The sequence below is a fragment of the Bacillus sp. DX4.1 genome, from assembly GCF_030348195.1.
GTDB lineage: Bacteria > Bacillota > Bacilli > Bacillales > Bacillaceae_G > Bacillus_A.
The window spans coordinates 3,051,556-3,066,190 of sequence record NZ_JAUCFT010000008.1 but is presented as its reverse complement, the minus strand read 5'-3'; the positions used below and the strand labels follow the sequence as shown (position 1 = coordinate 3,066,190).

Genomic DNA, 14,635 nt, shown 5'->3' with positions numbered 1-14,635 from the left:
GGGGGTTTCGCGTTGTATGGGATTATGTTGAAAAGAGGTTTCTGCTAATGAGTTTACTAGTGAAAAAAGAAATTGACCAAGAAAAGAAGCAAGTATTAAATCCAACGCTAGGAGCATTTGACTTAACTCTTTTAGGAATTGGAGCAATCATTGGAACAGGAATTTTTGTATTAACAGGAATTGTTGCAGCAAAACATGCCGGCCCTGCTATTATTTTGTCCTTTATACTGGCAGCTATTGTCTGTGCATGCGTAGCATTTTGTTATGCTGAATTCGCTTCTACTGTTCCAGTTGCTGGTAGTGTATACTCGTATACATATATTACACTAGGAGAAATTTTTGCTTTTATAGTCGGTTGGTGTGTAATGTTAGAATATTTATTAGCAACTTCGGCTGTTGCCGCAGGCTGGTCTGCTTATTTTCAATCATTACTGTTAGGATTTCATATTAAAATTCCAACCATTTTGGCCTCAGCCCCTGGTATGGGGAAAGGTGGAATGATTGATTTGCCTGCCGTTCTTGTTATTTTAGTCGTTACATTTTTGTTAAGCCGTGGAGTAAAAGAAAGTGCACGAATTAATAACATCATGGTTCTTGTTAAACTTATCGTTATCATTGCGTTTATTGTAGTTGGGGCACAGTATGTAAAACCGGAAAATTGGCAACCATTTCTTCCATACGGATATCATGGAGTTGTCGGAGGGGCAGCCACTGTATTTTTTGCTTTTTTAGGGTTTGACGCAGTTGCTACTGCAGCAGAAGAAGTTAAGCGCCCACAACGTAATGTTCCAATCGGTCTTATTGTATCGTTATGTATTTGTACAGTCCTTTATATTGGCGTTTCGTTTATACTGACCGGAATTGTACCTTTTACTGAATTGAACGTAGCAGATCCAGTTGCATATGCTCTTCGTGTTGTAGGGGAAGATAAAGTTGCTGGCTTCTTATCTGTAGGGGCTATAGCCGGCCTAACTACCGTTCTTTTAGTAGCAATGTTTGCTTTTGTGCGTGTTTCGTATTCGATGAGCCGTGATGGTTTACTTCCCAAAAAACTTTCTAGTGTAAATAAAAGATTTCAAACTCCATTTCTAAATACGTGGATTACAGGCATTATTGCCGCTTTACTAGCTGGATTTGTAGATTTAAACTTATTAGCGAATTTAGTAAATATGGGAACGATAACAGCTTTTATATTTGTATCCATTGCGGTTATTGTTTTACGAAAAACAAATCCAAAATTACCGAGACCATTTCGAGCACCATTGGTTCCTGTTTTACCGATATTTTCTATTTTATGTTGTATATATTTAGCGCTCAATCTTTCTTCCGTGACTTTAATTAGTTTTAGCGTTTGGATCGTAATAGGTGTTTTGGTTTATTTTATGTATTCTAAAAAACACAGCAATGCAAGAAAAGGAATCTTGAACAAATAGCGTGAAAAAATAGTTGTAGACAAAAGTAGACTTCTTTTGTTTACAACTATTTTTTATCTCGTATTAACGGGCAGTGAATCCCCTACTGATTAAAGTTTCACTTGATGTGTAATTATAATTTCTGTTTTGTAATAGGAGAAAATACATTACTATTGTAGAAGGATTCATGATTAAAACAGAAAGCGATGTGGAAGTAAAGAATGATGGTAAAATGGCTGTATGTATTATGTATCAATCTTATTGCGTTTCGTATGATGGGATTAGATAAACGAAAAGCAAAGAAAAAGCAATGGCGTACCCCAGAGAATACATTGTTTTTAGTTTCTGCAGCAGGGGGAGCATTAGGAGCATGGATTGGAATGTATGTTTTTCATCATAAAACACATAAAAATAAGTTTAAAATTGGTATCCCAATTCTTGTAGTTGTAACAGCGTATCTATTTTGGATACTTTAAGGTGAAGTAAGATTACATATTATGAAAGATACTTAGAAAAAACTAAGATTCATGAAATGTGAAAGCTGGCTTGAAATAATAATATGAGTATTTTTGTCGAAAAAGTTACAAAGGGGATATTTGTAAAGGTCTAGAAAGACACCTTATAATGGAGAGAAAAAGAGAAGAGGGGAAAAGAGCAAATGGAGAGTCAAAAGACAGTGCAAAAGCAAGGGATTATCTATGCGGCTGGTGCGTATATGATGTGGGGAATTCTTCCTGTTTATTGGAAATGGATAGAGGCAGTCCCTGCAGAAGAAATATTAGCACATCGCATCGTTTGGGCTTTTGTTTTTATGTTACTTATTTTAGGTGTATCGAAACGATTTGGGCAATTTCTTGATGAACTTGTGAGTCTTTTTAAACGAACTAAATTATTCATCTCATTAACGATTTCTTCCATTTTAATTAGTGGAAACTGGTTTGTGTACATATGGGCTGTGAATCATAACCATATAATTGAAGCAAGTTTAGGCTATTATATTAATCCTCTTGTTAGTATTTTACTTGGCACAGTCGTTCTGAAAGAAAAACTCAACTTTTGGCAATATGTTGCAGTTGGTTTAGCGGCAGTAGGAGTTATTATTTTGACCTTTCGCTTTGGATCAATTCCATGGATTGCCCTTTCACTAGCATTTTCATTCGGATTATATGGTTTAACAAAAAAATTGTTAGATTATGATGCTATGATTGGGCTAACAATGGAAACAATGATCGTTACACCAATCGCTTTCATTTATCTATTTATGATTGGTGAGTATGGATTTGGCTCATTTGGTTCAGTTTCACTTACTTCAACATTTCTTTTGATGGGAGCAGGTATTATTACGGCTTTACCGCTTTTTTATTTTGCAAAAGGGGCAAGACTCATTCCACTATATATGATTGGTTTCTTACAATATATTGCGCCGACAATCAATCTTATTTTAGGTGTTTTTGTTTTTAAAGAACATTTCACATCAGCTCATATGACAGCTTTCTTCTCAATTTGGATTGCCCTATTGGCATTTTCAATGGCAAAAACAAAGTTTATGTTGAACAAACAACCGAAGTTTCTAAAAAATAAATCAGCAAAAGTATCGTAAAGCGTAGTATTTTCTACGTTTTTTTCTTTATACTGTAAGTATGGAATTTCCATTACAATCAGTGAGGTGCTGAAACATGGAAACAATTTTACATAATGATCCACTTATGTCGGCTGTGCTTGCATGGTTTATAGCACAGCTTGCGAAAGTCATCTTTAAATTAGTAAAAATGAAAGAATTTGATTTTGCACAGTTTTTTGCTTCTGGAGGAATGCCAAGTTCGCATTCTTCAACTGTTACTGCACTGGCAACAGGAGTTGGTATGGTAGAAGGGATAACGAGCTCAATTTTTGCAGTTGCAGCTATTTTTGCGATTATTGTTATGTATGATGCTTCAGGAGTAAGACTTGCGGTAAGTAAACAGGCAAAAATTTTAAACGAGTTTTTTCATGGTAGACAAACAGATTATAAGAAATTAAATGAACTTGTAGGACATACACCGTATCAGGTTGTTGTCGGAGCAATTTTAGGAATTGTTGTGGCGATTTGGTATTGTTCATAAGCAAAGCGTGTACTTTTATACGCTTTGCTTTTTTGTTTCATACATATTTGTGATCCGATACGAATATCGTATACGGATTGTAAAAGGTAGGTGAAGAGGATGTTACTATATGACAAAGTACAGGGAGAAATCGAACGGCAAACTACTGCACTTCGCACGATGCAACATGAAGATGGGACTTGGCGGTTTTGTTTTGAAGGTTCACCTTTAACGGATTGTCATATGATTTTATTACTGCGAATGCTAGGGCAAGATGAAGAAATAGAGCCATTTGTTGCTCGAATTGCATCCCTCCAAACAAATGAAGGAACATGGAAGTTATATGAAGATGAAACAGCCGGGAATTTGTCAACGTCGATTCAGGCTTATGCAGCGTTACTTGCCTCAAAAAAGTATACAAAAGAGGATGCAAATATGAAACGAGCCGAAGCATTTATTCGTCATCAGGGCGGAGTGACTCGTGCGCATTTTATGACAAAGTTTATGTTAGCTGTCCACGGAAAATACGAGTATCCGCCGTTGTTCCATTTTCCCACACCAATCTTCTTTTTACCAGATGATTCGCAGTTGAGCATCTATGAGTTAAGTAGTTCAGCACGTATTCACCTTGTTCCCATGATGATGTGTATGAACAAACGTTTTTCTGTTTCAAAAAGCGTGCTTCCAAATCTGGACAATATAGTAGGAGAAAGTACAATGCAGTGGTTTCGGGAAGAACGATCTCCCCAGTTGCAAACACTACTGGGTGATGTGAAAAAAATTCTATTTTATCCGCTTTCGTTACATCATAAAGGGTATAACGAGGCGGAGCGTTTTATGATAGAACGAATCGAGAAAAATGGAACGCTTTACAGTTATGCAAGTGCGACGTTCTATATGATTTATGCACTGCTTGCACTTGGACATTCCGCTACGTCACCTATTATTTCAAATGCAGTATTAGGGCTGAAGTCTTATGTATGGAACATGGAGGCAGGAGCGCATCTGCAAAATTCTCCATCCACCGTATGGGATACAGCGCTACTGAGCTATGCATTGCAAGAAGCTAATGTACCACGTAATGATCGGATAATTCAAAAGGCAACAGATTATTTGCTGCAAAAGCAACATACAGAGCAGAAAGATTGGAGCGTGCATGCCCCATCCCTTGCGGCGGGTGGTTGGGGGTTTTCAGATACGAATACGACGATACCAGATATTGATGATACAACAGCGGCACTTAGAGCGTTGGCACAGAGTGCGAAAGAAAATCATAAGGCGGAACAAGCATGGAAGAAAGGGATACAATGGGTGAGCGGTTTACAAAATAGTGATGGTGGCTGGGGAGCATTTGAAAAAGGGGTAACGAGTCGAATTCTTACCCATTTGCCTCTTGATAATGTCGGGGACATGAGTACTGATCCATCCACATCAGATATAACCGGTAGGGTGTTGGAGTTTTTTGGGACATATGCACCGCATGCGCTTAAAAAGGAGCAAAAAGATCGAGCTGTTAAATGGCTGTTGCAGAAGCAAGAGAAGGAGGGATCATGGTATGGAAAATGGGGAGTGTGCTACATATACGGAACTTGGGCGGCGGTAACGGGTTTACGTGCTGCTCATGTACCATCTAATCATTCAGCCTTAAAAAGAGCTGTTACATGGTTAGAAGCGATTCAACATCGTGATGGTGGGTGGGGTGAATCATGCAGAAGTAGTGAGGAGAAGCGATTTATTTCGTTACCTTTTAGTACGCCGGCACAAACGGCATGGGCTCTTGATGCACTTATTTCTTTTCATGATACAGAAACACCAGCCATTCGAAAAGGTATCTCGTATTTGTTGGCGCACTCTTCTCAGAATCAAAATTATCCAACTGGTACGGGCTTGCCGGGTGGGTTTTATATTCGTTATCATAGCTACCATCGTTTATTCCCATTGCTTACATTTGCACATTACATGAAAAAATATAACATGAAATAAACCGAGAGATCCTCTCGGTTTATTTCATGTTCATGGGTAGTAGGACCCAATTGTGAAATGATAAGGGACAAAAAAGCACCTTATTTTTGTTTTGCTTGGCGTTTTTGACGTGCATCGGCGGCATCTGCACGTGCATTTGCTTCTAAATCATTTTGATCAGCGAGTTCACGAGAAAACTCAACATCAATGCCATCAGAAGTTTTGTTTTGTTGTATACTTTTTTTGTTCATTCGACACAATCTCCTTGTGTTATGTTGCGTTGCAACTTTAGTTTTACACAAATAGACCATTTTATACAAAAAAGGAGTTAAAAGGGGAGAAGACGAAATATACATAGTAAGTTAGAAAAATGGGGGGAGAATGATGAAGTTTTTACAAGGGAAAACAGCTGTCGTAACAGGAGCTGCACAAGGTATAGGAAAAGAAATTGCTTGTACATTTGCAAAATTAGGAGCGAAGGTTCTAATTAGTGATGTGAACGAGGAGAAATTAAGGGAAACGACAAATGAATTTTTAAAACAAGGATATGAAGTTAGCTTATATGCTTGTGATGTGAGTAATCAAAATGAAGCAAAGTCGCTAATTGAATATGCTGTGCAAATGTTTGGTGAATTACATATTTTAGTTAATAACGCTGGAATTACAAAAGATGCGATGTTACATAAGATGGAGAAATCGGCATGGGAGCAAGTGTTACAAGTGAATTTGACAGGCGTGTTTTATTGCATGCAACCAGCACTTCTTTATATGAGACAACAACAATACGGCCGCATTATTAATATTTCTTCGATTAGCTGGCAAGGAAATATTGGACAAGCGAATTATGCGGCAACGAAAGCAGGGGTCATTGGTTTAACAAAAACAGCGGCAAAAGAAGTAGGTACATTTGGTATAACGTGTAATGCGATTTGTCCAGGCTTTATGGATACAAATATGACAAAGACGATACCAGATAAAGTGAAGGAAAAGATGATCGGGGCAATTCCAGTAGGTAGAATTGGAACGCCACAAGATATTGCGAACGCTGCAGCCTTCTTTGCATCAGAGTATGCTTCTTACATTACAGGAGAGGTTCTGAATGTTAGCGGAGGATTACAAGTGTAAGAGGAGTAAACAATCATAAAGTGGCGCTCGTATTAAAAAGAAAGAGATAGTTCCACATTTAGTCAACTACCTATTACAAAAACACTTTCAATACATAATAAAGAAAGCCTGACCAATTTTGGTCAGGCTCTCTCATTTAGTTTAGGTTAACCCAAACACTTTTTACTTCTGTATAGTTATTTAATGCATAGGAACCCATTTCACGGCCGAGACCAGATTGCTTAAAGCCTCCAAACGGAGATGCTGCATCAAAGACGTTATAACAGTTAACCCACACTGTGCCAGCACGAACTTTACTTGCAACGTAGTGTGCATTTTTTACATTTTCTGTCCATACACCAGCAGCTAAGCCAAATGAAGATTTATTTGCACGCTCAATGACTTCATCAATATCATTAAACGGTAATGCAGAAATGACTGGGCCGAAAATTTCTTCTTTCGCAATTGTCATTTCGTCATTTACATCTGCAAATATCGTTGGTGAAACAAAGTACCCTTGCTCATAAGGCTTGTTTCCACCAACAAGTACTTCTGCACCTTCTTCAATGCCTTTTTCAATATATCCCATGACACGGTTTTGTTGCTCTTGTGATACAAGTGGTCCAATCGTTGTTTCTGGATCTAAGCCCGCGCCTTGTGTTAATTTCTTTGAATAAAGAACAAGGTCAGCCATGACATTATCATACATTTTCTTTGGAATAAATAAGCGGGAGCCCGCGCAGCATACTTGTCCTTGGTTAAACATAACACCAGAAAGTGCTGCTGGAATAGCACGTGATAGATCAGCATCTGGTAAGATGATGTTTGGTGATTTACCACCGAGCTCTAACGTAACGCGTTTTAATGATTCAGAAGCTTGTTTCATAATTTGTTTTCCGACTGGAGTGGAACCTGTAAACGCAATTTTATCGACGAGAGGATGATTCACAAGAGCTTGTCCAGCTGATTCACCATATCCAGGCACGATATTGACAACGCCTTTCGGGAAGCCAGCTTCTTCAAATAATTCAGCTAAGTATAGAGCAGAAAGCGGCGTTTGCTCTGCTGGTTTTAAGACAATTGTACATCCAGTTGCAAGAGCAGCTCCCATTTTCCACATTGCCATTAATAGTGGGAAGTTCCATGGAATAATTTGACCGACAACACCAACTGCTTCATGGCGTGTGTAGTTAAAGTATTCTCCGGAGACTGGGATTGTTTGACCAACGATTTTTGTTGCCCATCCAGCGTAATAACGCATATGCTCAATTGCAAGAGGAACATCTGCTGCTAGCGTTTCGCGGATTGGTTTACCGTTATCCAATGTTTCAAGTTGTGCCAATTCTTCTTTATGTTCTTCCATTAAGTCTGCGAGCTTGTACATCAGACGGCTGCGCTCTGCAGTGCTCATCCGTGACCATGGACCTTCATCGAATGCGTGTCTTGCAGCTACGACTGCTTTATGAATATCTTCGCGACCGGCTTCTGAAACGATAGCTAATGTTTCACCAGTTGCTGGGTTAGGAGTTTTAAACGTTTTACCAGAAGCGCTTTCAATGAACGCTCCGTTTATATATAATTTCTTCGTTCCTTGTAAGAATTTCTCTACTTTTTCATGAAGATTCACAGCTAGTTGACTCATTGTATAACCCCCTTGAAAATATATTGTAAACGCAGTATATAACAGCGTTTATTCCTGAAATAGGAGCTGCAAAGAAACTACTAGGTGAAAGACCTCTAATTTGAATCATAATCAATAAAGACTGAAAATTCAAATTTCATTTGCGTTACAATTGTTAAAATTATGTAATATACATGTAGCTTCTTCATCCTAGTAAAAATTCCTGCACGTTTTTCTTTTCAAGTAGGAAAAACTAGAAAAACAATGGTACAATTATACATCGTGAGAGGAGGGAGAAAATGAAGGATTATCATGATGATCCGCGCTTTAGAATTGCCCATAGAGAAGCTTGGATTGGTCTTGGACTTGCTGTTATTAATTTTATGATATGGTATGGCTTTGCTTATGGGCTTGGAAGTAAAGATCCAAAGGAATATACATATGTATTAGGCTTCCCAGCATGGTTTTTTTATAGTTGTATAGTCGGTTTTGTTGTAATGGTTATACTTCTTGTTATTGTTGTACGTTTTGTATTTCAAGATATTTCGCTCGATGAGGAAGAAAAAAGTGAGGAATGATAGATGAACTGGTATGTAATAATCCCAATGATAATTTCTTTTATCATTGTATTTTTAATAGGTGTATATGCATCAAAACGCGTGCAAGCAACCGCTCATAATAAATTTTTACAAGAATACTTTCTTGGTGGACGTGAACTTGGCGGTTTATTATTAGCGATGACAATGATTGCGACGTATGGTAGTGCAAGTAGCTTTATTGGGGGCCCGGGTATTGCCTATAATATGGGACTTGGCTGGGTACTATTATCGGCAATCCAAGTTGTAACAGGTTACATTGTATTAACAGTGATTGGTAAAAAGTTTGCCATTATCGCAAGAAAGATGGAAGCTATCACATTAATTGATTACCTGAAAGGACGATATAATCATAAGGGTGTTGTGATTCTTTCGGCATTATGTATTATTATCTTTTTATTTTCAGCAACAGTTGCTCAGTGGGTTGGCGGTGGAAGGTTGATCGAATCGTTAACAGGTCTTTCGTATACAACGTCTTTATTTCTTTTTACATTTTCTGTACTTGTTTACGTGTTAATTGGTGGTTTTCGTGCGGTTGCCTTATCTGATACCTTACTTGGTATTATTATGTTAGTTGGTACAACAATTATTTTACTTGCTACGATCATTGCTGGTGGCGGTATTGAAAAGATTATGCAAGAACTTGTTCAAATAAATCCTAATTTAATTACACCGTTTGGAGCCGATGGTAGCTTAACGAAAACGTATGTCACATCGTTTTGGATTTTAATTGGTGTAGGTGTTGTCGGTTTACCACAAATTAGTGTCCGGGCGATGTCATATAAAAACTCAAAAGCAATGCATCAAGCATTAATTATAGGGACGGTTGTTGTTGGTACAATTATGATTGGAATGCATTTAACAGGTGTATTTGCTCGCGTTGTACTTCCTGGTATAACTGTTCCAGACAAAGTGATGCCGCTCTTAGCAATGAAAGTATTACCGCCTTGGCTTGCAGGGATCTTTTTAGCTGCTCCTATGGCAGCAATTATGTCAACGGTAAACTCACTCTTGTTACTTGTGAGTTCTTCAATTATAAAGGACATATATGTGAACTATGTCAATGAAAATGCGGCGGCTACGACGGTGAAAAAAGGGAGTTTATGGATTACTGCCATCGTTGGTTTACTTGTCTATGCAGCTGCGATTAAACCACCAGATTTCTTAATCTGGTTAAACTTATTTTCCTTTGGTGGTTTAGAAGCGGCCTTTATCTGGCCGATTGTTTTAGGGTTATACTGGAAGAGGGGAAATGCAGTTGGTGCGATTGCCTCCATAATTGTTGGAGTAGGTTCTTATATAATTATTCATCTCTTTCTTCCAAATCCATTTGGAATCCATACGGTTGTTTTTCCAATCTGTTTTGCTTTCATTGCCTATGTAATTGGTAGTGTGTTGACGGCGAAAAAGTAGTAGCATAAAGAGAAATTTTTATAAATAAACAGGTAAGCACATATAATGGAGATGGTTCTTTAATTAACTCAAGACCTTTTTAATTTTACTTTACCTAAAGTTGAACAGGAAAGTAATTTTTAATTAATTGCTTTACCAATCCCAAATGAAGTTAGCAAAGATAACTATGTGAGCCAGCAAGCATTTGGCTCATTCAGAATAGTGGTTGAAAATAAATAATAAACTTAAAAAGGCTGCAACTAATTTCGTTTTTGAGACTAGTTACAGCTTTTTTTATTATAAGGTTATTGGTTCTGATGCAAAAATCTTAGTAAGTTTATTGTAGGTTCGCCTAACGCCGTCGCTGGTTATTGAAACCATTGATAAATCTTCCATATAAGGAGCATGAAAATCATGTATCCGAAAAAAGAATAAGAATGATGCCATGCTTCGCTATGAGTGAACCATCCTAAGTTTTCAGCAAATTGTTCGGATACACTTGCACAAAGTCCAATCAAAACGATAAACAGGATTCTTGAAAATGTAGACAACGTTTTTGCGATTCGTAAAAAGAGCGCAGTAAAGATTGGCAATATCAATAATGTAAAAGCGACATTGATTGTAAATATATCTGGGAATGGTCTTACTGGGAAGGTATACATTTGTTTACTGACAAATAGTAAGTCTAAATACGTTCCAATGAAACAAGAGAAAATGATGGTGACTACAAACGCCAGATGGTTACTCTTCTGTTTCTTCTTCTCTGAGAAGGACATTTTTTTTTGCCAGAATTGCAAGTTCAATTTTTTCAAGTGTTTTGCAATATTCATCATTAATCTTTCCATTTGTATTTTCTCCCTTATCGATTAAATAGTCCACGATATGCCAGTCTTCAAACCAGTCCCCGCTTTCCGCCTCTTCATGATTAAGATCTTTCCATGCGTATATTAATCGCGGACTGTATAAACGATTCGTACCTTTTCTTAATTGACATTTTTTTGTCCGACGTTTATAAAATTCACGAGAGAATGATTCATTTACATCAGAAAACAAATGGGGCCAGTAGTCTTTTCGCGAACCAGTATGTGGATGATCATGAGCCCAATTTACTACTTTTGATAAGATATTTTCATTGTGAAACAACAGTGAGTATAATCGCTTACCTAGTAAAATCCGCTCATGCAGGGAGGTGAAATGTGTCATTGTATCGCCAAATAATAATATTTTTTGTTTAGTCTTATCTTCATAGAATGGAAAAAGGATATGATTAAAACGAAAAAAGTCAAAAAATTTGAATCCAACACTATTTAGTACGGTCTTTTTAAAATGTGCATTTTGAATAACCCTTTTTTCTAAATAGCTTTGTTCATTAATAATAGTCGCAATGGCTAATGTATAGTGATTGCTTGTTCTCCAAAAATGGTTCCACATCGTTTCCATAAACGTTGATACATTGAAAAGTGGTAGAAGATGAAACAGTCCTTTGGATTTTTTAATACTTTGTTCATACACTAAAAATTGTGGATACACATCCTGGAAGATTAACCAGTTTCCTCGTTCTAGAAAAGAAAAGAAGGTGAGTTGATCTTTTTCTGACAATAATCTTGTATATAACTCGCCTTTTAAATCCGTCATATTCCAACCACCGTTACGAGATACCATGTGTCCAAGTAGTGCCCAGTGTATTTCTGGGTATCGGAGGTAAAACTGATAATAAGCACGTGTTCTCGTCACATTATTTTTGTTGAGTTGTCTTGTTCGTTCTTTAATTTCATGGATTAGCATTGTCTCTTCTTTCGTTAATTTATATGTTTTAATAGAAGTTTGTTTGTTTTTACTTTTTTTCTTTAATTCATCTTTTACATCTAAAAGAAAATACGGGCTCACTTTGGAACCCCCATTCCATTTTCTTTTCTGATCGTTGTGGTGCATCCCTTTTCCTCCCGTTAACATGAATTTGAAAAAAAGATGAGTAGGTTATGGCAGTAAGCAGCAGATAATCGGTTTTTTCGATCTATTTAGTAGAAATTAATCTCTTAACTATTATATAAATACAAATTAAAAAACCGACATAAAACCCTTCTTTTTAGGTGGGAGAGAGCATCCGGCTATGCATAGAAACGGTCAGATCCTTTTCCTGCCCAGACATAGTGAAAACAAAGAGAGAAAACGAGTGCAGGTCACCTGTTGTTATCCATAGCCGCGGCTATATGTCGAAAAATCAAAAAGGATTTATATAGCAAGAATTTTTAAAAGTAGTTTAATAGAACAGTTATCATCATTTTATTACGAACGCTATGAATAAATGAGGTCTTTCTATTTTTTTTGAATTTATCTCCAACGTACCCGTATACTATTTGATAAACGATATGTAAATATGCTGTAAAACAGAAAAGTCAAAATTCCTTAACGTGGGAAAATCGGCTTTTTTTATGGTGGAAATTCCTTATGTGAGTACTTCACAACAAAATCACCTTCTATCCTAAAAATAAGTTGCGGTTATTAAAAAATTCACCAAATTATTATGACTTTCTTTTTGAAAATAATTGTTCTGTTAGTTGAATAAAAAACAATGTATATTCCATACATATGAAGTTTACATAACCCCACTTATCAGTATTCAATGTATCTAAAAACCTATAAAAGTCCCTTCAGGGATCTGAAGGGACTTTTCATTCACATAATCAGTGTTATCGGAAGTTGTAATGAGTATGTCGTTGATTTATGATGCGAATTTCCGTGCTGAAGGGTTTAGATTACTATTGTTTTTATGGAAAAGCTTTTGAAAAACATACCCATCTAAACCGATACGTCCGGAATTATATCCGGCTACTAAAATGAGCATGGATAACAATATCATATTTGGGTTTGTGCTGACAGTTCCACTTAATAAGAAAGCGGCGTTCATGGCAATCCCGAAAAATGCAGCTGTTTTTGTTAACCCGCCTAAAAGAAGTCCAAGTCCAACTAAAATTTCTCCCCATTGTACAAGGAAACTAAATAAATCGGCATTTGGAAGCGCGAAATTTTGTAGGAAATCAGCCCACCAGCCTTGTACAGCTGGATGATCTCCGCCAGCTTTTGCAATTGCACCTTTTAAAAATCCGCTTGCATCAAATGATTGACCAAAAAGCTTACCTATACCGGCAGATAACCATGTATATCCTAAATATAAACGAAGCGGTAACAGGATAAATAGTGCTCTTTTATCATTGCGTAAAAAATTGATAAACATAATAAATCCCTCCTAGCGCGATATGTATGTACAAGTTTATTATGTATTTTTGTGAAGTGAATCACAATGAACAAAATTTGAACAAATGATGTAAAGATACGATTTATATAAAGGATTCATCGTTTGTTCAAAAAGTGGTGGTGTGATGAAGTGAAACGCTTATCGGAGGAGGTATTATTGTTACGGTAGCACGGGGGGGGAATATGTACCTTTTTATTCTGCATACTTTTGTTCCTTCATATAGTAATAACAATTGAGGGGATGGAGTTGAAGGCCATGAAAAAAATTCTTTTTTTAGGGGATCCCGGTATTGATGATTCTTTAGCAATTATGTATGGCTTGTTGCATCCTGAAATTGAAATTGTTGGTATTGTCACTGGATACGGAAATGTGAAGCAAGAGAAAGCAACGAGTAACGCCGCTTATTTGCTGCAACTCGCTGGTAGAGAAGACATTCCGATTATTAAAGGAGCTAAAATGCCGTTATCTGGTGAATTTATAACGTACTATCCTGAAATTCATGGACCAGAAGGATTGGGACCGATTCGCCCGCCAAAAACAATTCGACCAAATATTAAACCATTTTGTGAAATCTTTGATATTATTAATCGTTATAAAAATGAAATTATTTTTGTTGATGCAGGGAGATCGACGAGTTTAGCAACAGCGTTTATTTTGGAGAGAGATGTAATGAAAAATGTAAAAGAATATTATAGTATGGGCGGGGCCTTTCTTGTTCCAGGAAATGTTACTCCTGTAGCAGAGGCAAATTTTCATGGTGATGCAATTGCTGCGAATTTAGTGATGCAACATGCAAAGAATTTGACGCTGATTCCACTTAATGTAACAAATGAGGCGATTATTACCCCGGAAACTGTAAAATATATTGCAAAACATTCGAAAACACAATTTAATAAGCTAATTGAACCCATTTTTAAATATTATTATAAAGCATATCAGAAAATGCACCCGAGAATATCAGGCAGTCCAATTCATGATGTTGTAACGATGATGGCTATTGTAAATCCTTCTTTTATTGAGTATGTATATCGTAGGGTTGATATAGATTTGGAAGGAAGTGCCGAAGGGGAAAGTATTGCTGATTTTCGTCCCCAACCTGATGCAAAAGCGTTGCAGAATTGGGTGAGAATTGGTTGGAGTTTAAATTATAAAAAATTTCTTGAAAATTTCGTTCGAATTATGACATAGACATAATAGGAGATTACAAGTTA

At 36.9% G+C, this 14,635-nt stretch carries 14 protein-coding genes; 9 read left to right on the top strand and 5 right to left on the bottom strand.

The features are described from left to right. Positions 1-47 precede the first annotated feature (47 nt). The 5 genes from QUF99_RS18560 (at position 48) to shc (ending at position 5,476) form a co-directional block, all read left to right on the top strand. Positions 48-1,433 carry an APC family permease gene (locus QUF99_RS18560; RefSeq protein WP_289371834.1) on the top strand — a complete coding sequence of 462 codons (1,386 nt, stop codon included), beginning with the start codon at positions 48-50 and terminating at the stop codon, positions 1,431-1,433. A 200-nt stretch (positions 1,434-1,633) separates the two neighbouring features. Next, complete coding sequence (locus QUF99_RS18555) at positions 1,634-1,888, top strand: DUF1294 domain-containing protein (protein WP_289371833.1); 255 nt, start codon at positions 1,634-1,636, stop codon at positions 1,886-1,888. A gap of 182 nt (positions 1,889-2,070) precedes the next feature. Beyond that, entirely contained in the window at positions 2,071-3,012 is a 942-nt protein-coding gene (gene rarD, locus QUF99_RS18550; protein ID WP_289371832.1) for an EamA family transporter RarD, read from the top strand. 76 nt (positions 3,013-3,088) lie between these two features. Next, positions 3,089-3,514 (top strand): divergent PAP2 family protein, encoded by a 426-nt coding sequence (locus QUF99_RS18545; protein WP_289371830.1) that lies wholly within the window; start codon positions 3,089-3,091, stop codon positions 3,512-3,514. A gap of 99 nt (positions 3,515-3,613) precedes the next feature. Continuing rightward, positions 3,614-5,476 (top strand): squalene--hopene cyclase, encoded by a 1,863-nt coding sequence (shc, locus tag QUF99_RS18540; protein ID WP_289371829.1) that lies wholly within the window; start codon positions 3,614-3,616, stop codon positions 5,474-5,476. An 80-nt stretch (positions 5,477-5,556) separates the two neighbouring features. Here shc and QUF99_RS18535 read toward each other — a convergent pair whose 3' ends face one another. Next, positions 5,557-5,706 carry a YfhD family protein gene (locus QUF99_RS18535; RefSeq protein WP_289371827.1) on the bottom strand — a complete coding sequence of 50 codons (150 nt, stop codon included), beginning with the start codon at positions 5,704-5,706 and terminating at the stop codon, positions 5,557-5,559. A 133-nt stretch (positions 5,707-5,839) separates the two neighbouring features. On the opposite strand from QUF99_RS18535, the gene fabG reads away from it, so the two are divergent. Next, positions 5,840-6,580 (top strand): 3-oxoacyl-ACP reductase FabG, encoded by a 741-nt coding sequence (fabG, locus tag QUF99_RS18530; RefSeq protein WP_289371826.1) that lies wholly within the window; start codon positions 5,840-5,842, stop codon positions 6,578-6,580. Positions 6,581-6,716: 136 nt separating this feature from the next. On the opposite strand, the gene QUF99_RS18525 is transcribed toward fabG, so the two are convergent. Then, positions 6,717-8,201, bottom strand: a complete 1,485-nt coding sequence (locus QUF99_RS18525) for an aldehyde dehydrogenase family protein (protein ID WP_289371825.1) — start codon at positions 8,199-8,201, stop codon at positions 6,717-6,719. 278 nt (positions 8,202-8,479) lie between these two features. On the opposite strand from QUF99_RS18525, the gene QUF99_RS18520 reads away from it, so the two are divergent. Both QUF99_RS18520 and panF read left to right on the top strand, forming a co-directional pair. Then, entirely contained in the window at positions 8,480-8,758 is a 279-nt protein-coding gene (locus QUF99_RS18520) for a YhdT family protein (RefSeq protein ID WP_289371823.1), read from the top strand. A 3-nt stretch (positions 8,759-8,761) separates the two neighbouring features. Next, entirely contained in the window at positions 8,762-10,189 is a 1,428-nt protein-coding gene (panF, locus tag QUF99_RS18515) for a sodium/pantothenate symporter (RefSeq protein ID WP_289371822.1), read from the top strand. 347 nt (positions 10,190-10,536) lie between these two features. Here panF and QUF99_RS18510 read toward each other — a convergent pair whose 3' ends face one another. From QUF99_RS18510 to QUF99_RS18500, 3 genes are all read right to left on the bottom strand, one after another. Further along, complete coding sequence (locus QUF99_RS18510) at positions 10,537-10,944, bottom strand: CBO0543 family protein (RefSeq protein WP_289371821.1); 408 nt, start codon at positions 10,942-10,944, stop codon at positions 10,537-10,539. Then, a complete protein-coding gene (locus QUF99_RS18505) occupies positions 10,910-12,100 on the bottom strand; it encodes a DUF2515 family protein (protein ID WP_289371820.1) in 1,191 nt (396 codons plus the stop codon). The genes QUF99_RS18510 and QUF99_RS18505 overlap by 35 nt, the downstream gene beginning before the upstream one ends. A 790-nt stretch (positions 12,101-12,890) precedes the next feature. Beyond that, entirely contained in the window at positions 12,891-13,403 is a 513-nt protein-coding gene (locus QUF99_RS18500) for a DoxX family membrane protein (RefSeq protein ID WP_289371819.1), read from the bottom strand. A 261-nt stretch (positions 13,404-13,664) separates the two neighbouring features. On the opposite strand from QUF99_RS18500, the gene QUF99_RS18495 reads away from it, so the two are divergent. Further along, the gene (locus QUF99_RS18495) at positions 13,665-14,612 is read left to right on the top strand and encodes a nucleoside hydrolase (RefSeq protein ID WP_353958405.1); all 948 of its coding nucleotides are present in this window, start codon (positions 13,665-13,667) and stop codon (positions 14,610-14,612) included. The last annotated feature ends 23 nt before the right edge of the window (positions 14,613-14,635 follow it).